The sequence below is a fragment of the Tepidiphilus margaritifer DSM 15129 genome, assembly GCF_000425565.1.
Lineage (GTDB): Bacteria > Pseudomonadota > Gammaproteobacteria > Burkholderiales > Rhodocyclaceae > Tepidiphilus > Tepidiphilus margaritifer.
In genome coordinates this window covers 381,410-399,227 of record NZ_KE384397.1, presented here as the reverse complement: position 1 = coordinate 399,227, position 17,818 = coordinate 381,410, and the positions used below count along the sequence as shown (strand labels likewise).

At 66.4% G+C, this 17,818-nt stretch carries 15 protein-coding genes; 8 read left to right on the top strand and 7 right to left on the bottom strand.

From position 1 onward, the window contains the following. Positions 1-150 precede the first annotated feature (150 nt). Positions 151-1,935 (top strand): GGDEF domain-containing protein, encoded by a 1,785-nt coding sequence (locus tag H607_RS0110615; protein ID WP_211218554.1) that lies wholly within the window; start codon positions 151-153, stop codon positions 1,933-1,935. A 2-nt stretch (positions 1,936-1,937) separates the two neighbouring features. Here H607_RS0110615 and H607_RS12725 read toward each other — a convergent pair whose 3' ends face one another. Genes H607_RS12725 through H607_RS0110595 form a run of 4 tightly spaced genes read right to left on the bottom strand, consistent with a single transcriptional unit; the run spans position 1,938 to position 7,536 of the window. Next, on the bottom strand, positions 1,938-2,777 hold the full coding sequence (locus H607_RS12725; RefSeq protein ID WP_051240837.1) for a UDP-2,3-diacylglucosamine diphosphatase: 840 nt from the start codon (positions 2,775-2,777) through the stop codon (positions 1,938-1,940). Positions 2,778-2,787: 10 nt separating this feature from the next. Then, positions 2,788-3,960 carry a glycosyltransferase family 4 protein gene (locus H607_RS0110605; RefSeq protein WP_037990308.1) on the bottom strand — a complete coding sequence of 391 codons (1,173 nt, stop codon included), beginning with the start codon at positions 3,958-3,960 and terminating at the stop codon, positions 2,788-2,790. Further along, positions 3,953-5,593: a PEP/pyruvate-binding domain-containing protein gene (locus H607_RS0110600; RefSeq protein ID WP_083962034.1), complete on the bottom strand. Its 1,641-nt coding sequence runs from the start codon at positions 5,591-5,593 to the stop codon at positions 3,953-3,955. The genes H607_RS0110605 and H607_RS0110600 overlap by 8 nt, the downstream gene beginning before the upstream one ends. Continuing rightward, positions 5,590-7,536 (bottom strand): hypothetical protein, encoded by a 1,947-nt coding sequence (locus H607_RS0110595; RefSeq protein WP_028875414.1) that lies wholly within the window; start codon positions 7,534-7,536, stop codon positions 5,590-5,592. The genes H607_RS0110600 and H607_RS0110595 overlap by 4 nt, the downstream gene beginning before the upstream one ends. 162 nt (positions 7,537-7,698) lie before the next feature. Here H607_RS0110595 and H607_RS0110590 point away from each other — a divergent pair, with 162 nt between their 5' ends. Continuing rightward, a complete protein-coding gene (locus H607_RS0110590; protein ID WP_051240836.1) occupies positions 7,699-8,250 on the top strand; it encodes a PAS domain-containing protein in 552 nt (183 codons plus the stop codon). Continuing rightward, a complete protein-coding gene (locus H607_RS13720) occupies positions 8,247-9,779 on the top strand; it encodes a methyl-accepting chemotaxis protein (protein WP_083962033.1) in 1,533 nt (510 codons plus the stop codon). The genes H607_RS0110590 and H607_RS13720 overlap by 4 nt, the downstream gene beginning before the upstream one ends. Before the next feature lie 8 nt (positions 9,780-9,787). Here the strand turns inward: H607_RS13720 and H607_RS12715 are convergent, their stop codons facing one another. From H607_RS12715 to chrA, 3 genes are all read right to left on the bottom strand, one after another. Continuing rightward, positions 9,788-11,224: a methyl-accepting chemotaxis protein gene (locus H607_RS12715; RefSeq protein ID WP_051240834.1), complete on the bottom strand. Its 1,437-nt coding sequence runs from the start codon at positions 11,222-11,224 to the stop codon at positions 9,788-9,790. Positions 11,225-11,499: 275 nt separating this feature from the next. Then, positions 11,500-12,291, bottom strand: a complete 792-nt coding sequence (locus tag H607_RS12710) for a GNAT family N-acetyltransferase (RefSeq protein ID WP_083962031.1) — start codon at positions 12,289-12,291, stop codon at positions 11,500-11,502. Between the two features lie 100 nt (positions 12,292-12,391). Then, entirely contained in the window at positions 12,392-13,585 is a 1,194-nt protein-coding gene (chrA, locus tag H607_RS0110565) for a chromate efflux transporter (RefSeq protein ID WP_028875412.1), read from the bottom strand. A 122-nt stretch (positions 13,586-13,707) separates the two neighbouring features. Here chrA and H607_RS12705 point away from each other — a divergent pair, with 122 nt between their 5' ends. The 5 genes from H607_RS12705 to arsA all read left to right on the top strand — a co-directional run bounded on the left by H607_RS12705 (position 13,708) and on the right by arsA (position 17,795). Then, positions 13,708-14,070: an ArsR/SmtB family transcription factor gene (locus tag H607_RS12705; RefSeq protein WP_083962030.1), complete on the top strand. Its 363-nt coding sequence runs from the start codon at positions 13,708-13,710 to the stop codon at positions 14,068-14,070. After that, positions 14,067-14,498: an arsenate reductase/protein-tyrosine-phosphatase family protein gene (locus H607_RS0110555; protein WP_028875411.1), complete on the top strand. Its 432-nt coding sequence runs from the start codon at positions 14,067-14,069 to the stop codon at positions 14,496-14,498. The genes H607_RS12705 and H607_RS0110555 overlap by 4 nt, the downstream gene beginning before the upstream one ends. After that, entirely contained in the window at positions 14,495-15,541 is a 1,047-nt protein-coding gene (gene arsB / locus H607_RS0110550; protein WP_028875410.1) for an ACR3 family arsenite efflux transporter, read from the top strand. The genes H607_RS0110555 and arsB overlap by 4 nt, the downstream gene beginning before the upstream one ends. A 62-nt stretch (positions 15,542-15,603) precedes the next feature. Next, positions 15,604-15,987 (top strand): arsenite efflux transporter metallochaperone ArsD, encoded by a 384-nt coding sequence (gene arsD, locus H607_RS0110545; RefSeq protein ID WP_028875409.1) that lies wholly within the window; start codon positions 15,604-15,606, stop codon positions 15,985-15,987. Between the two features lie 23 nt (positions 15,988-16,010). After that, on the top strand, positions 16,011-17,795 hold the full coding sequence (gene arsA, locus H607_RS0110540) for an arsenical pump-driving ATPase (RefSeq protein WP_028875408.1): 1,785 nt from the start codon (positions 16,011-16,013) through the stop codon (positions 17,793-17,795). Positions 17,796-17,818: the final 23 nt, after the last annotated feature.

Sequence of the window (17,818 nt, the reverse complement as noted above, 5' to 3'; positions counted from 1 at the left end):
CCACCCAATGCGGCGGATTCACTCTCATTCACGGAGTAAGCAATGATCGTGCCAAGAACGGTGGATCCGGTCGAACGGGCGTCACAACCCCGTCACACGACGCACCTACAATGCCAACCTATGCGCCCCTTGTCGTGGCGAAATTGTTCCATGGATCCCCGAACCGAAATCATGTGTCCGCCCTATCCCGCCGACGTTCTCCCAGAGCTGGAACGCCTGTTGCAGGAACGGCGCCTGACGGCGCGTTTCCAGCCCGTGATTGCGCTCGAAGACGGTGCGCTCTTCGGTTTCGAAGGGCTCATCCGCGGTCCTGGCGACAGTTCCCTGCACGCTCCCCTGGTGCTTTTCGATGCGGCACGCCGCCTGGGGCGCTTGAGTGAGCTCGAATATCTGTGCCGCGAGACGGTGATCACCGCCTTTGCCGCCCAGGAGGGCGAAGGGAAACTGCTGCTCAACGTCGACCCCGGCGCGATGGTGGTCCAGCCCGGTGACCAGAGCCGCACGCTCTCCTGGATCGAGCGCGCGGGGCTATCGCCGCGCGAGGTGGTGATCGAACTCACGGAGGCGACGCCGGGTCTGGACTACGCGCAATTGCGCCGCGCCGTCGAGCACTATCGCAGCCTCGGCTTTGCTATCGCCATCGACGACCTGGGCGAAGGATTTTCCTCGCTGCGGCTGTGGTCGGAGCTCGAACCGGATTTCGTCAAGATCGACAAGCACTTCGTGCAAGGGGCGCACGCCGACCCGATCAAGTGGCAATTCCTGGAATCGATCGCACGCATCGCGCGCAACAGTCGCACCCGGGTGATCGCCGAAGGCATCGAGACCCCGGCCGAACTCGCGGTGGTGCGCGAATGCGGCATTTCCCTCGGCCAGGGTTATCTCTTCGGACGCCCCGAGCCCCGGCCCGGGTATCGGCCTGAACCAGCGCATTTCCGCTCCGGGCAGGAACCCGACCTCCGCGTGCCGGCAGGCACGGAGGCGAGCGTCGCCTCGCTCGTGCACTACGTTGCCCCGCTGGCACCGGAGACGACGAACGAGGAAGTCTTCGCCCGCTTCGAACACGACCCCGAGCTCTATGCCCAACCGGTGGTCGCGGACGGCGTGCCGCTGGGGCTCATCGCGCGCAACCACTTCATGGATGCCTATGCCCGCCCCTACCGGCGCGAGCTCTACGGACATCGCCCCTGCACCATGTACCTCGATCGCAACGCCCTGGTGATCGACCGGCGCATGAGCCTGCAGCAACTGTCGGATCTCATCACCCAGCTCGATGCCAAACACCTGGTTCAGGGGTTCATCATCACCGATGCCGGCCGCTACCTTGGTCTGGGCAACGGGCACGCGCTGCTGCGCGAGATCACCCGCCTGCAGCTCGAGTCCGCCCGCCATGCCAATCCGCTCACCAACCTGCCCGGTAACGTCCCCATCCAGCGGGAGATCGACACCCGGCTCAAACGCGGCGAGCCGTTCGTGGCTGCCTACCTCGATCTCGACCACTTCAAACCGTACAACGACGTCTATGGCTTTCGCCGGGGCGACGACATCCTGCGCCTGGTAGGCGAGCTGCTGCGTGAGCACACCGATCCGGCCAGGGATTTCGTCGGCCATATCGGCGGGGACGACTTCATCGTACTCTGGGGCAGCCCCGACTGGCAGGATCGCACCGAGGTGCTGCTGCGCGCGTTCGACGCCCGCATCCCCGAGTTCTACCGTCCCGAAGACCGCGCCCGCGGCGGCATCGAGGCCGAAGATCGACAAGGGCGCACGGTCTTCTTTCCGCTGTGCGCCTTGTCGGTCGGCGCCGCCGTCATCGACGAGCCGCAGCGCTACGAGAGTTACCACGCCGTGGCCGAGGCCGCCTCGGTGGCGAAGAAAATGGCGAAGAAGACACCCGGCAGCTCGCTCTTCGTCGAACGTCGCCGGGGGGCGTGACCTCACAGGATGCCGTCGGCACGATGGAGCACATCGGCGAGTTCGACCTCGGGCGGTAGGGGCTCGAGCGATCGGCGCGGCGCCTGGGGCGGTTGCGGCGGAGCGATCTCCCGGTGCCAATCCACCAGCTCCAACCGGCCGTCGGCATGCTCGACGATGGCCGTGCAGGAATCCACCCAGTCGCCGCAATTGACATAGAGCAGCTCTTCCACCTCCTTGATCGCCGCCCAGTGGATGTGGCCGCAGATGACTCCGTCCAGACCCCGCTCGCGCACGCTGCGCATCACCGCGTCTTCGAAGCCGTACCTGAACTCCAGGGCTTTCTTCACCTTGCGCTTGACGTGACCGGCGAGCGACCAATAGCCCGGCCGCCCCATCTGGCGGCGAACCCAGGCCCAGACGACGTTGGCGCGCACGAGCGCGCCGTAGGCGGCGTCCCCGAGCAGGGCCACCCAGCGGTGATGGCGCGTTACCTCGTCGAACTCGTCGCCGTGGATGAGCAGAAACCGCCGGCCGTCGGCCGTCTCGTGCACGTACTCGGCGTGCAGCGTGATGTCGCCGAAGGAAGCGCCCACGTAATCGCGCAGGGCCTCGTCGTGGTTGCCCGGAATGAAAATCACCCGTTCGCCATGCCGCGCCCGCCGCAGAATCTTCTGCACTACGGTATTCTGCGCCGCGCTCCAGTGGATGCCACGGCGCATCGCCCAGAAATCGACGATGTCGCCGACGAGATAGAGGTACTGCGCCGGATATTCGCGCAGGAAATCGATCAGGAGTTCGGCCTTGCAGGCGCGCGTCCCGAGATGGATGTCCGAGAGAAAAACGGAACGAACCGCTGGCATCGCCAACCTCCTAGGGGGCCCGGCAGAGGATCGGCTCCCCCGCCGCGCGCAAAACGTCGTGAATCGCGGTTTCCGCCCTGCGAAAAATGTCCGGCCAGGAACGTTCGGATGCCGAAGCCCGCGCCGCAATACCCAAGCGCAGTCGCAGCGACGCATCCGTCGCCAGCCGGCACGCCTGCGTGATGAACGCCTCCTCGTCGCCCGGTGGGCAGGAAAGGCCATTGACCCCATCTTCAATGCATTCGGCCACGGCCGCCTCGTCGTAGCCCACCACGGGCAGACCGCTCGCCATCGCCTCGAGCACGACGTTGCCGAACGTCTCGGTCAGGCTCGGAAAGAGGAAGAGATCGGCCGAAGCGTAGTGCGCCGCCAGATCCTCGCCCCGGCGCGGGCCGCAGAAGACGAATTCCGGATGTTCGCGGCGCCAGCGCGCAGCGAGCGGCCCGTCGCCGACCACGACGAGTTTCGCCCGGGGCTGCTGCCCGGCAAGGGCGCGAAACGCCCGCGCGAGCAGACCGAGATTCTTCTCCGGCGCGAGACGTCCGACGTAGAGCACCGCCACTCCTTCTTCCCCAACGCCCCACTGCGCCCGCAGCGACGGATCGCGCCGTGCAGGCGTGAAGAGCGCCGTATCGACGCCCCGTGCGAGCACCTCGACGCGGCGATAGCCTTGGGCCCGCAAGGATTCGCTCTGGCGCCGCGTCGGCACGAACGTGAGCGCCGTGGCGTTGTGGAAGGCGCGCAGATACGCCGCGATCGCACCGCGCAGCCAACCCAGGCCGTAATGCGCCCCATAGGCGTCGAAATTGGTGTGCAAGGCCGAAGTGAGCGGAATGCCCAGACGGCGCGCCGCCAGCAGCGCTGCCAGACCCAGCGGCCCTTCGGTGACCAGATGGACCAGATCCGGGCGACGTTCCCGCCAGCGGCGCACGAGCCGCTCATGGGCCGGCCAGCCCATGCGCAAGCCCGGATAGCGCGGCAGGGCGATCGCGCGCACCCGTACCGTCTCCACGCCCGCCGGCACTTCATGCGCTTCCTCGCCCTGATGCGGCCGCACCACTTCGAGCTCGTACCCGGCGGCAAGCGCCTCCTGCAGCATCCGCCCCACGGTCCGTGCCACCCCGTTGATCTCGGGCGGATGGGTCTCGGTGACCACGGCCAGACGCAACCGGCGCTCAGGCATCCTGCCCCTCCCCGCCAAAGCGCGCCCGCAGCGCCATGATCTGCGCTTGCAGCGCCGCATCGGGCACGGTCTGCGTGCGCACCAGACCGGCATAGACGCCGCCCTCGTTGCCATCGAGCGTAATCGTCTCCCCCTCGGCCACGACCCGCTCGCCGAAACGCACGGCGCGCTGCTCGGGCAGGATCGTCAAGGTCTCGCAGCCGAGCACGCACACCTTGCCCATCTGGCGTGCGACCACCGCAGCGTGCGAGGTGCGCGCCCCGCGCCGCGTGAGCAACCCCTCGGCCTGACGCAGCGCCGCGACGTCGGCCGTCTCGGCGTCCTGGCGCACCAGGATGACCTTGGCTCCCTCCGCCACCCGCGCTGCCACCCGTTCGGCATCGAGCGCAAGCTCGCCACCGGCGATGCCGGGCGAAGCCGGGATCCCGCTCCCGAGCCGCTGCGGCACCTCGCCCTCGGCGGTAGCCAGGCACACCGTCGCCAGTTCCTCCAAGGCGATGTCGCGCGTCCGCTCCCAAGCGGTGCGTGCATCGATCACTCCTTCCGCGAGCAGGTCGAGGGCGATGCGCGCGGCCGCCCGCGGCGTGCGCTTGCCCGCGCGCGCCTGCAGCCAGAAGAGCGTGCCCTCCTCCACCGTGAATTCGAAATCCTGCATGTCGGCGAACAGCCGCTCCAGCCTCGCTGCGCCCTCGCCCAGTTCCGCCCACACCTGGGGCAGACGAGCTGCCAGTCGCTCATGTCCCACGGCGCTGCGTCTGCCCGAAACCACGTCCTCGCCCTGTGCCTCGAAGAGGAAATCCACCCACGGCCGTGGCGTGCCGTCGGTGGGGTCGCGCGTGAATCCCACCCCGGCCCCCGAGCGCCGATCCGCGTTGCCGAAAACCATCTGCTGGATCGTCACCGCCGTGCCCAGCGCATCGTCGATCCCCTGATGCCGCCGGTAATCCACGGCCTTGGGCGCGCTCCACGAAGCAAACACCGCCCGCACCGACTCGCGCAGTTGCACCCGCACCGATTGCGGGAAGGGTTCGCCCGCCTGTTCGCGGTAGCATTCCAGATAACGGCGCGTGAGGGTGCGCAAAGCATCGAACGCGAGCGTCTGCTCCTCCTGCCCTTGGGCGAGCTCGGCAAGCGCCGCCTCGAACACCCCCGGATCGATGCCGGCCACCACCTCGCCATAGCCCGCCACCAACCGCCGGTACGAATCCCACACCAGCCGCGGATTGCCGGTCAGGCGCAACATTCCCGGTACCGTCTCGTCGCACAACCCCACGTCGAGCACCGTCTCCATCATCCCCGGCATCGACACCGGCGCTCCCGAGCGCACCGACACGAGCAAGGGACGACGCGCATCCCCCAGACGCCGGCCGGTGATCCGCTCCAACTCCGGCAGCCCCGCGGAGAAGAGCGCCTCGTCCCAATCGGACACCGGCCGGTGCGCGTAGAGGGTGCCCAGCACCAACGCCGGCGGCACGCGCAAGCCGGCTTGCGCCATCCGCCACAGGTTCCACGCCTTGTTGCCGAGCCGCAACGCGCCCTCGCTCTGCGGAGGATGCGCCTTGCGCGGCAACGTCTCCAGCTCGTCGCGACCGGCGATGAGGTAACACGCCTCGGCCCAATGACGCACGCTCATGACGTCACCCCCGTGCGCGCCATCACCCTCTGGCGCAAGGCATACCCCACGGCGAGCAGTCCGTCGGATGCTTTCTCCACCGCGGCCGCCATCTGCGCGGCGATCTGCGCTCCCGTGGGCGTCCCGGCCATGGTCGCGACGATGGCGCGATACGCCTCGCGCGCGAGCTGGTCGCACAGCCGCTCGGCACGCAGGATGCGCCACAGCGTCTGCAGAAACGCGTCCCCATCCTCGGCCTCGCCCTGCACGCTCATCGAACGGGCAATCTCGACCGCACGCACCAAGTCCTGGATCGCCGCCAGCGTCATGTCCGCCAGCCGGATCAAAGGCTCCCTCGCCCCCGGCGAAAGTCCGGCCAGGGGCTCCACGAAGAGCAAGGTATGCAGGAAGAGCGCCTCCTCGAGCGCATCGGCCACGTCGTCGGCATGCTCCATCAAGCGCACCAGCGGCTGCCAGCGCGCGTGCTGCTCCGCCCGCTCGCGCGCCTGCATCAGGAGGTGATCGGCCTCTCGCTCCCACTGCTTGCCGCGCTGCCCCTGCGCTTCGAGCGCCGCGGGGTCGGCCTCCTCCAGGGCGGCGCAGACCTCGCGGGCAATGGCGTGGGTGTACGCCGCATGCTCGGCGAGCAGATCCAGTTCGAAAGTACGCTGCCGCAGCAGACGGGCGAGCAGGATGCGCGCCTCGTCGGCGACCAGATCGGGCGGCTGACGTTCGAGCAGCATCCGGGTCGACACGCGCAGCAGGGCGAAGAGATACTCGCTCGCCGCCTGCGGCCCCAGCACCTCGTCGAGCCGCTCACCGATGCGAAAGGCTTCGCCATCGACCGACTGCATGGCCGAAAACACCAGGCGCTCGCCGCCGGCCAGCAGCCAACCCATGTGCCCGCACTCCTCCTTGGCCGCGCGGTAGAGCAACGCCCGCGCCGCTTCCTTGCCGACGAACTGCTGTAGCCGCTTGCGCGCCCGGTTCCAGTCGATCACGAACACGATCTTCGCGCCCAACGCTTCCAGCGCCGCCTCGAGCGCGGCGCGATCCTGTCCGCGAAACACCGCCTCCCCCACCACGTAAGGCCGCCCTTCGTTCAAGCCGGAACCGGCGGCGGACGTCTGCACCGTCCAAGTGAAACCGATTTCCTCCAGCAAACGCTGGAAGAACCGGAAACGCCCCCGATGCAGATCCGAATAGGTCAAGCGAATCTCCCGCTCCTCCACCGTCACCACCAGCACATGCACGTCGTTCGTGCCGATGTCGTTCTGGATGAGCAGGCGCGTCCCGTCGCGGGTCGCCGCCGTGTCCAGCCCCGGGTGAGAGAATTTGAGCGGCGCGGTGCGACGCAACCCGCGCATGAAAGCACGCACGAGCGGCCGATCCTCGGGCGCGAGCCCCCAGACGTGGGCCCCGTCGAGCTCCTCGGTGGCGATCTCTCGCGCCAGCGCATTGAGCGCCTTGTGCAAGTCCATCACCAGAAGATGCAGGCTGTCGCCGCGCTCACGCTCGCCGTGCGTCAAGGCGGTGAGCTGCTCGGGCTCCAGCCCCTCCTGCGGATCGAGCCCGCGCAGGAACTCGAGCCAGGCATCACGCCGCGCTACCAGATCGGCCGGCGCCGGGTGGTCGGCCTCGCACACGGGGCGCGCCATCGTCTGCAGGTCGGTCGCCACCGCCTCACGCCAACGATCGAGGTGGCGCAGCATCAACACCCCATCGTCGAAATAGGCGCTGCGCACCAGTTCCTGCAGCCACCCCGTCTCCCTCACCCCCGCCCGGGCGAACTCGGCCGACCAATCCGTCACCGCCACCTGAGGATCGGCAGCGTGCCTTGCCGCCTCCTGCAGCAGCGACAGATACAGTTTGAGCCGGTCGTTCGCCTCCAGCGCCGCCCGGACCCAACCGGGCAAGAGCAAAGAGCGCTGCCCCAGCGCGGCCACCGCCTCTTCCTTGCGCATCCTCGTCCCCCACTACCACCAAGATGTTCCAAGTCTGACGCGGAAAGATTGCGCGACGATGACGGCGCGACGATGCAGGTGAAATCAATTCCCCCTTTGTCACAGGGATGAAACGGATCTCCTCTATCGTGCATACGGGTCTTTGTCGTGGAGGAAACGACCATGAAGCACCCTTCCCCCGTTCCACCCCATGAAATCCTCATTCCCGGCGACCGCCTGCTCGTCTGCAAGACCGACCCCAACGGGCGAATCACCTACTGCAATCCCGCTTTCCTGCACTTCACCGGCTATCGCCTGAAAGAACTGCTCGGGCGCAAGCACTCCGCCCTGCGCCACCCCGACATGCCCAAAGGGATTTTCAGCCACCTGTGGCGGCACCTCGAACAAGGCCAGGAATGGTTCGGTTTCCTCAAGAATCTGACGGCACGCGGGGACTTCTTCTGGAGTTTTGCCCAGCTCATGCCCGATCGCAACGGAGACGAGCTGCACGGCTACCACGCCATCTACCGCCCGTCGCCGCGATTCGCCCTTTCCGAAATCGAGACCCTCTACGGCGAGATGCGCCGCATCGAACATGAGGCGAAACATGGCGCTGCCGCGGCGAGCTCCCTCGCCTGGCTCGAACGCCGCCTCGGGGACCTCCATCGCGGCTACGAGCGGTGGGTCTTCCGTCTCCTGGATCTCCAGCGACCCAATACTGCGAGGGCTGCATGATGGATGCCGGACTCCGGAAAATCCCCGTCACGGCGGGTTCGCCCCGCTTCGCCATCCAAGCCCTGCGACCCGCGGCACTGCTCCTGCTCATCCTCCTGCCCCTGAGCCTCGCCTCCTCGCTGCCCCGGGGACAGCTCCTGATCGCCGTGGTCCAGCCGCTGTTGGCTGCCGTGTTCCTCTTCTTCTATGCCCGCCGTCGGGAAAGTGCGCTGACGGCGCTCGCCCTGCTCGACGAGACGCTCGAACGGCTCAAAAAGGGTACGCTCGGTGCCCGCATCACCGATCCCGACGTCTGCGGTCCCTGCGCTGCCACCCTGTGGCGCTTCAACGAGTTCCTCGACGCGGTCGAGATTCACGTCCGCGATACCACCGCCAGCGCCGGACGCGCCGCCCGCAAAGACTTCGCCCGCCCCGTGTTCGCCGACGCCCTGCCCGGCGAGATGGGACGTTCCCTCGACTCCCTGCAGGCAGCGCAACACACGATGCGGCAGGTCAATGAACTCGCGGCCCAGAGCCGGCTCAGCAGCGCCCTGCATCACCTCAATCTCGCCAACCTCATCCCCAAGCTCGCCAGCAACCAGGACGATCTGATGGAAGTGAGCAGGAAAATGGACGAGCTGTACCGTCTCGCCGAACACAACCGGAAAAACGCCGAAGAAAATCTCGGCACCAGCCGGAAAATCGCCGACGAATTCACGGCCATCGACCACGAGATGGAATCGCTGGGCGAAATGAGCCTGTCGCTCGAAAAAGCCGGCATGGCGATCGGTCACACCGTCGATCTCATCGACGACATCACCGAACAAACCAACCTCCTCGCGCTCAACGCGGCGATCGAGGCCGCACGCGCCGGCGAAGTGGGGCGCGGCTTCGCCGTGGTGGCCGATGAAGTACGCAAGCTCGCCGAGCACACCCGTACCGCCACCACGGAAGTCTCGAATGTCGTGGCCGACCTGCAGCAGCGCATCCTGATGATGGTACAAAAGAGCGCCAGCCTGAGGGCGAAAACCCGCACCATCTCGGATTCCGTCGACGCCTTCAGGCACGATTTCGCCGACATGGCCCGCTCCGCCGGCGAGACCATGCTGATGGTCGATCACGTGAAAGATCTCGCCTTTACCTCGCTGGCAAAACTCGACCACCTCATCTACATGCAGCGGGCGTATGTCGCCGCCGAGCACCCAGAAGACCAGGAAGCCACCACCGCCATCCAGACCGATCACCAGCACTGTCGGCTCGGCCAATGGTATTACGAGGGGCTGGGACGACAGACCTTCTCCAGACTGCCCTCCTGGCCCAAACTCGAAACCCCGCACCGCGAAGTGCATGCCGCCGTCCGCGCCGCGGTCGAAGCCTCACGCGACGACTGGAAGAACGACGAAAGCATTCTTGAGCGGATTCTCGATCACCTGCAACGGGCGGAAACCGCCAGTACCGAAATCTTTCGCCTGCTCGGCGAGCTCGTGAAAGAGAAGCATGGCAAGGACAACGTCAATGCCCTACCCACCGCCACTTCCAAGGCAAGGTAAAGCGCAGCTCAAGAACCCAAACGAAAACGCCCGACGGCCAAGCTCAGCGCCCGCAGGGATTCCTCGACGAGGCCGACGGCGGCTCCCACGCGTTCGACCGCCTCCTGGTTCTTGTCGGCCATTTGCACGATGGTCTCGACCTCGTTCGCCACCTGATTGCTGGCCTGCGATTGCTCTTTGAGCGCTTCTGAAATGTGACCCGCGTAGGCGATCACCTGGCTCGAACCCGTCGCGATGCGCTCGATCGATTCGCCAGCGGCGTTGGCGAATCGCACGCCCTGCTCGACCTCGGCCACGCTCGTCTCCATGGCGCAGACGGCCTGTTTCGTCCCCTCCTGGATCCGGGACACCATGGCGATGATCTCCGTCGTCGACGAAGTCGTCCGTTCGGCGAGCTTGCGTACCTCGTCGGCCACCACGGCAAAACCGCGCCCGTATTGCCCGGCACGCGCGGCCTCGATCGCGGCGTTGAGCGCAAGGAGGTTCGTCTGCTCCGCGATGCCCTCGATCACGCCCACGATCGACGCAATCCCCTCCGCATGCTCCTCCAGGTGCGCGATGTCCCGGGCAGCCTCCTTCACCCGCTCGGCGATCGTGCGGATGCTCTCGACGGTACGACGTACCACCTCGCTCCCCTCCTGGGCGATCTCCCCCGATGCGCGCGCCACGGTGCTCGCCTCCTCGGCATTCCTCGTGACCTCGTCGATGCTGACGGTGAGCGTTTGCACCGCCGCAGCCATCGTCGCCGACGCGTCGTGCTGCTCACTGACGGCCCGATCGACCTCGCCGGACACCTCTGCCAACACCCGCGCGGCTTGCGAAAGGCGTTCCGTATTCCCCTGAATGTCGCCGATCATGCCGCGCAGGGATTCCTGCATGGCCGCCACTGCCTGCAACATCTTCCCGATTTCATCCACACCGCGGACTTCGATGGGTACGGACAAATCGCCGGTCGCAGTCGCCTGTACCGCCCTCAGGGCAATACCGAGACGATTGCCGATGTGGCGTGCCAATGCCAGAGCCAACCAGATCGCCACGGCAAGGGCGATCGCCCCGTCCAGATAGAGGCAAGCGTTCGTCCTTGCCGTATCTCTATCCAACTCCTCGAGTTTCTTGTTCAACGAAGCCTGCTGATCTTCGATCAACCCCATGAAGAGACTGACGATCTGATTTTTCTCCGCATCTTCCTGGTTATTCCTGACAAATGACTGCAGCTGCGCGAGCGGAATCTTTTCTTCCTCGACGTCACGCTGCAAAGCGAAAAACCGCTGCAAGGTAATCCTGCGCCACTCCTCGAACATCGACAGGATTTGCCCGATTTCTTTTTTCTTTTCTTCCTCTTCGAGCATCGATTCTATGCCGCGCAAACGCTCAAGCAGGTTTTTCTCCTCATAGTGCACGATCTCGGCAAACTTCGGATTCGCCGACAGAGCATAACTGTTCATGCTCCCGTCTATCTTGACGAACGATTCTTGTGCTTGAATGAGCATCGATATTATTTTGTGCCATCGGTCTACCGCTTTCGTCGTCTCTTTCAGCGAATTCAGGTTGTACGCATTGATGACGATCGAGATGAAAATAAGGACCGCCAAGGAAACGAATGCAACGACCAATTTGTATTTTATACTCATGTCAAAGACGATCTAAATATCATTGAAAGGCCCTCACGTGATGAGCCCCATCCTGCCTGCCGCAAGGATGGACCACCGAAAAACGCCGCTCATCGCCCGGAAGCGATCCCCTCCACCTCTGTCCGAAAATGCCGCGCATAGCGCCGCGAAATGCGCTCGGCCGACAGCAGAACCGGCACGTCCGCGCACTGGAAATCCGCATCCAGCGCCGGCGCGCCACACAACCACGCCCCCGCGTTGAGATAAGCCTTGAGGAGCGCCGGGCAAGGCGCCGGTTCGACGAGCGCCGCCCCCCCGACTTCCGGCAGCGGCTGGCGCGGCGTGACGCGGTATTCGATCGGCGCGGCGTGCGCCGCCCACTGCGCCGCGAACAGGGCATGAACCGCATCGATCCCGCCATGCAGCGGCACCGAGGCCAGGCCGAAGAGATAACGGTAACCGCGCACGTCCAGATAACTCGCCAGCCCCGCGAAGAGCAGCGCGATCACCCCACCGTGACGATGCCCCGGCGCGATGCAGGCCCGTCCCACCTCCACCATGCGCTCGCGCAAGGAGTCGAGCCGTACCAAGTCGTACTCCTGCTCCGAATACAACCCCCCCACGCGTTCGGCCCCTTCCGGTGTGAGCACGCGGTAGCAGCCGACCACGCGCTGCTCCACCCGGTCGCGTACGATGAGGTGCTCGCAATACGGATCGAAGAAATCACAATCGAGCCCGGGAATGCGGCTCGTCAGACGCGCCCCGAGCTCGTCGTGAAAGACGCGGTAGCGCAAACGCTGCGCCTCATACACGTCGAGCTCGCTCGCGGCGAGCGCCAGTTCATAGCGACCGAGCGCCGGCAAGACGGCGCGCTGATGTTGTACGGCAACGGCAAGGGTCATGACGGCTCCTGCGGCACGGGTCCCCAACGGGACGACGGCGGCAGGGTAAGCACGTCAGGTTACATGGTGATGTCAACGGCACCTCGCCGCAACCGTTCCGTCACCCCAACACTCCACCCAGGACAGCGCAGCCACCGACCACCGCCCAAGGCGGCACGCGCCAGAAGAGCAGAGCGACGAACGCGACGAGCGCGAGGCAAAAATCCTGCGGCCGCAGGATCGCGCTCGTCCACACCGGCTGATGGAGCGCGGCGAGCAAAATGCCGACCACGGCGGCATTGATGCCCGCGAGCGCCGCCTGCGCCCATCCGAGATGACGCCACCGCGCCCAGAACGGCAAAGCGCCGAAAATCAGCAACAAGGAAGGAAGAAAGATCGCCCCGAGCGCGAGCAGACCACCCTCCCAGCCCGCCGGCGGCACCTGACGCACGGCGCCGAGAAAAGCCGCGAACGTGAAGAGCGGCCCCGGTACCGCCTGCGCCGCCCCGTAGCCGGCAAGGAAAGTCTGCGCGTCTACCCAACCGCGCGGCACCGTCTCCGCCTGCAGCAACGGCAGCACCACGTGCCCCCCGCCGAAGACGAGCGAGCCGGCGCGGTAGAACGCGTCGACGAGCGTGAGCGCGGGGTCCGCGGCCAAGCGGGCCAGCAGCGGCAAGGCCACGAGCAGCGCGGCGAAGAGCGTGAGCCACAACAGACCGGTCCGCCGCCGCATGGTGATCGGCAACGACGCCGGCACCGACAAGTCCCGCCCCGGCAGCAGCACCAGGCCGATCACGCCCGCCACCCCGATCACCGCCACCTGCACCCAGGCGAACGGCGCGAGCGCGACGCAACAGGTCGCCGCCGTCATCAGCGTCACGCGACGCACATCGGGGCACAGCGTACGCGCCATGCCCCACACCGCCTGCGCCACCACCGCCACCGCCGCGACTTTCAGACCGTGCAACGCCCCCGCTGGAATCGCCTCGGCATGGCGCGTCACCCCCAGCGCAAACAGGATCATCGCCACGGCCGAAGGCAGGGTGAATCCGAGCCAAGCGGCGAGCGCCCCGCCGTAGCCGGCCCGCAGATAGCCCAGCGCCATCCCCACCTGGCTGCTCGCCGGCCCCGGCAGGAACTGGCACAGCGCCACCAGATCGGCGTATGCCCGCTCGTCGAGCCAGCATCGACGCACGACGAATTCCTCGCGAAAAAACCCCAGATGCGCGATCGGTCCGCCGAACGACGTCAGTCCCAACCGTAGAAAGACGAGCAAGACGTCCCACGCCCCTGCCTTTTTTCGTTCCCCGTTCATTGCCCCTCCCTCCACATCTGCGCCGGGCACATCGACCGCCTGGTCGACTCAGCATAGCCGGTGAACGGTTTTTCGGGTATCGCATGCTTGACATCATTCCATACTTCAACAATAATGAAAATATGGAAACGTTACTTGCTGCCGAACTCCTCGCCGCGCTGGGGCACGAAACGCGCCTTGCCATCTTCCGCCTGCTCGTCGAAGCTGGGCCGCAGGGCCGCTATCCGAACGAGCTCGGTGAAGCGCTTGGCCTGCCCCCCGCCACCTTGTCCTTCCACCTCGCGCACCTCAAACGGGTCGGTTTGATCCGCCGGCACAAAGAGGGGCGGTATCTGCGCTACACCGCCGCCTACGAGACGATGGACGAACTCATCGCTTTCCTCACGCAGAACTGCTGTGGTGGGGTCGCCTGCCTCTCTGGGGCGGCAACCGGACCAAACGAAAAACTCCCTCCGACGACCCTCCCTGCGCCCCAAGGAACATGACGATGACGAAGACCGTGCTCGTGCTGTGCACGCACAATGCCTGCCGCTCGCAACTGGCAGAAGTCATTCTCACGCACGACCTCGCTCCCGCGGTGCGGGCGATCTCGGCGGGCACCCAGCCGGCGAACGAAGTGCCGGCCGAAGTGTTCGCCGCGCTGCGCCTCGCCGGCCTGCCGGCCGATGGGCTCGTGCCAAAATCCCTCGACACCGTGCTCGACGAAGCGGTCGACCTCGTCGTCACTGTCTGCGACGACGCCAAGGAATCCTGCCCCGTCTTCCCGCGTCCGGTGCCACGGTTGCACGTTGCCTTCCCCGACCCGATGGGGCAGCCGCTCGCGCGTTTCCTCGAAGTGCGCGACGAAATCCGTGCCCGGCTGGTGCCTGCCGTTCGCCAGGCTCTGGATGCTGAACGAGAAGCCCGTCCATGAGCGCTCCCGCCTCGCCTTTGGGATCCTTCGAACGCTATCTCACGCTCTGGGTGCTCCTGTGCATCGGCGCCGGCATCGGGCTGGGGCAGGCGCTGCCCGAGGTGTTCGCGGCACTCTCCCGCTGCACGGTGGCCGAAGTCAATTTGCCGGTGGGCCTCCTCATCTGGGTAATGATCGTCCCGATGCTGGTGAAGGTCGATTTCAGCGCCCTGCACGACCTGCGCCGCCACGTGCGCGGCATCGGCGTGACGCTCTTCGTCAATTGGCTGGTCAAACCCTTTTCGATGGCATTCTTCGGTTGGTTCTTCATTCGCCAGCTTTTTGCCCCGTGGCTGCCGGCCGGCGAAATCGATGCCTATCTCGCCGGGCTCATCCTGCTCGCCGCCGCGCCGTGCACGGCGATGGTCTTCGTCTGGAGCCGGCTCGCCGACGGCGACCCGCTGTTCACCCTCACCCAGGTGGCCGTCAACGATCTCATCATGGTCTTTGCCTTCGCGCCGCTCGTCGGTTTTCTGCTCGGCCTATCGGCGATCACGGTGCCGTGGCAGACGCTCATCGTCTCGGTGCTCCTCTACCTCGTCATTCCGGTCATCCTCGCCCAACTCTGGCGCAAAAGGCTCATGCAACGCGGCGAGGCGGCCTTTGCCGCGGCAATGCGCCGCATCGCACCGTGGTCGACCGCGGCGCTCCTTGCCACCCTGGTGCTGATCTTCGCCTTCCAGGGGCAGGCCATCCTCGCGCAGCCTCTGGTAATCGCACTGTTAGCCATTCCCATCGTGGTACAGGTCGCATTCAACGCCGCACTCGCCTACGGTCTCAACCGCGCCCTGGGCGAGGACCACGCCGTCGCCTGCCCGTCGGCCCTGATCGGCGCTTCCAACTTCTTCGAACTGGCGGTGGCCACGGCCATCAGTCTGTTCGGCCTTGCCTCCGGTGCGACGCTCGCCACGGTGGTGGGCGTGTTGATCGAAGTGCCGGCCATGTTGCTCGTCGTGAAATTCGTGCGTCTCTCACGCGGCTGGTACGAACACCGCACGGTGTAAGCCACGACCCCTGCCCACCGGCGACGGCAGGCAAACCTCCCTCGAACCCAAGGAGTTCCATCATGCCCAAACTCGAAGTCTTCGACCCCGCCCTGTGCTGCTCGACCGGCGTCTGCGGCGTCGATGTCGACCCGGCGCTCGCGCAATTCGCCGCCGATCTCAAGTGGCTGGAAGCGCACGGCGTGACGGTCGAACGCTACAACCTCGGCCAGAACCCCGCCGCGTTCGCCACCAATCCGCGCGTGCTGGCGCTTTTGCAGCAGGGCAACGACCGCCTGCCGGCCGTTTTTCTCGACGGCGAACTGCTCGCCAGCGGCGCCTACCCCGATCGCCACGCGTTGGCCGCAAAACTCGGCCTGACCGATGTTTCCGCCACCGACGCCCCGGCAAGCGGCACCTGCTGCGCCGCTCAACCCGCCGCCGGCCAGGGCAAAAGCTGCTGCTGAACGCCAACAAGGAATCCGCCACCATGAACCTGCCCACCATCGACACGCGCTACCTCTTCTTCACCGGCAAGGGCGGCGTCGGCAAGACCTCGCTCTCCTGCGCCACCGGCCTCTCCCTCTCGCAGCGCGGCAAGAAAGTGCTCATCGTCAGCACCGACCCGGCCTCCAACCTGAGCGAGGTGCTCGGCACACCGGTCGGGCATACCCCGACCCCGATCGCGGAGGCGCCGGGCCTGTTCGCGCTCGATCTCGACCCGCGCGCCGCGGCGGCGGCCTACCGCGAGCGTATGGTCGCACCCTACCGCGGCATCCTGCCCGAGGCGGCCATCCAGAGCATGGAAGAGCAGTTTTCCGGGGCCTGCACCGTGGAAATCGCCGCATTCGACGAATTCGCACGGCTCCTGGCCGACTCAGCCGCCACCGCCGGCTTCGACCACATCATCTTCGACACCGCCCCTACCGGTCACACCCTGCGGCTCCTCACCCTGCCGAGCGCCTGGGATGAATTCATCGCATCCGCCCCGGGCGGCGCCTCCTGCCTGGGGCCACTCGCCGGGCTACAGCAACAGCGCGAACGCTACGCCGCCACGGTCGCCCGGCTGGGCAATCCGGCCGAGACCACCCTGGTGCTCGTCAGCCGCCCCGAACGCGCTGCGCTGCGCGAGGCCGAGCGCACCCGCGTCGAGCTGACAGAACTCGGCATCCGCAACCTGCGTCTGGTGATCAACGGCCTCTTCGCCGACGAAACCGGCGACGATGCCATCGCCCATGCCATGGCCGAGCGCCACGCCGCGGCGCTTGCCACCATCCCACCCGGACTCGCCGCCCTGCCGCAAAGCACCTTGCCCTTCCTGCCGCGCGGTACGACCGGGCTTGCCGGTTTGCAGCAATTGCTCGACGGCACATCGCCCAACACCTGCCGACCGGTCACACTGCCGGAAGTCACCGACCTGCCGCCAGGCTTGTCCGCTTTTATCGACGAACTCGCCCGCCAGGATCACGGCGTCGTCCTCACTATGGGCAAAGGCGGCGTGGGCAAGACTTCGGTGGCTGCGGCGATTGCGCTCGCGCTCGCCGAGCGCGGCAAGAAAGTCACCTTGTCGACCACCGACCCGGCGGCGCACCTTGCCGACGCGCTCGCGGGCGAAACCGCCGGCCTCACGGTGACGCGCATCGACCCGGCTGCCGAACTCGCCCGTTACACCGCCGAAGTACTCGAACAAAAGGGCAAGGACCTCACGCCAGAGGCGCGCGCCATGCTGGAAGAAGACCTACACTCGCCCTGCACCGAGGAAATCGCCGTCTTCCGCGCCTTCGCCCACACCGTGGCCGGCGGTACCTCCGGTTTCGTCGTGCTTGACACGGCACCTACCGGCCACACCATTCTGTTGCTCGACGCGACCGAGGCTTACCACCGCGAAGTCCTGCGCACCCAGGGCGACCTGCCCGAAGCGGTGCGCGAACTGCTGCCGCGCCTGCGCGACCCCGACTTCACGCACGTCTGCATCGTCACCCTACCGGAATCCACGCCGGTTTCCGAAGCCGAGGCGCTCGAAGCCGACCTCGAGCGCGCCGGCATCCACCCCTTCGGCTGGGTGATCAACCAGTCGCTGCTCGCGAGCAGCACGCGCCATCCGTGCCTTGCCGAACGCGCCGCCTACGAACTGCCCTTCATCCGCCGCGTACAGCAACACACACGCGGCCGCTGCGTGCTGATTCCGTGGTTAGCCCGAGAGCCGGTCGGCCGCGACGGCCTGCGGCGGCTCGTCGAAACCGAGGAAAAGAGTCACTGCTGCGCCACGGCCTGACGTAGAAAAAGCAAAGGGGCGCC

Excerpts from the sequence above, each read along its gene's own strand:
- H607_RS0110615 (WP_211218554.1), top strand. The coding sequence starts at position 151 with ATGGATCCCCGAACCGAAATCATGTGTCCGCCCTATCCCGCCGACGTT.
- H607_RS12725 (WP_051240837.1), bottom strand. The coding sequence starts at position 2,777 with ATGCCAGCGGTTCGTTCCGTTTTTCTCTCGGACATCCATCTCGGGACG.
- H607_RS0110605 (WP_037990308.1), bottom strand. The coding sequence starts at position 3,960 with ATGCCTGAGCGCCGGTTGCGTCTGGCCGTGGTCACCGAGACCCATCCG.
- H607_RS0110600 (WP_083962034.1), bottom strand. The coding sequence starts at position 5,593 with ATGAGCGTGCGTCATTGGGCCGAGGCGTGTTACCTCATCGCCGGTCGC.
- H607_RS0110595 (WP_028875414.1), bottom strand. The coding sequence starts at position 7,536 with ATGCGCAAGGAAGAGGCGGTGGCCGCGCTGGGGCAGCGCTCTTTGCTC.
- H607_RS0110590 (WP_051240836.1), top strand. The coding sequence starts at position 7,699 with ATGAAGCACCCTTCCCCCGTTCCACCCCATGAAATCCTCATTCCCGGC.
- H607_RS13720 (WP_083962033.1), top strand. The coding sequence starts at position 8,247 with ATGATGGATGCCGGACTCCGGAAAATCCCCGTCACGGCGGGTTCGCCC.
- H607_RS12715 (WP_051240834.1), bottom strand. The coding sequence starts at position 11,224 with ATGAACAGTTATGCTCTGTCGGCGAATCCGAAGTTTGCCGAGATCGTG.
- H607_RS12710 (WP_083962031.1), bottom strand. The coding sequence starts at position 12,291 with ATGACCCTTGCCGTTGCCGTACAACATCAGCGCGCCGTCTTGCCGGCG.
- chrA (WP_028875412.1), bottom strand. The coding sequence starts at position 13,585 with ATGAACGGGGAACGAAAAAAGGCAGGGGCGTGGGACGTCTTGCTCGTC.
- H607_RS12705 (WP_083962030.1), top strand. The coding sequence starts at position 13,708 with ATGGAAACGTTACTTGCTGCCGAACTCCTCGCCGCGCTGGGGCACGAA.
- H607_RS0110555 (WP_028875411.1), top strand. The coding sequence starts at position 14,067 with ATGACGATGACGAAGACCGTGCTCGTGCTGTGCACGCACAATGCCTGC.
- arsB (WP_028875410.1), top strand. The coding sequence starts at position 14,495 with ATGAGCGCTCCCGCCTCGCCTTTGGGATCCTTCGAACGCTATCTCACG.
- arsD (WP_028875409.1), top strand. The coding sequence starts at position 15,604 with ATGCCCAAACTCGAAGTCTTCGACCCCGCCCTGTGCTGCTCGACCGGC.
- arsA (WP_028875408.1), top strand. The coding sequence starts at position 16,011 with ATGAACCTGCCCACCATCGACACGCGCTACCTCTTCTTCACCGGCAAG.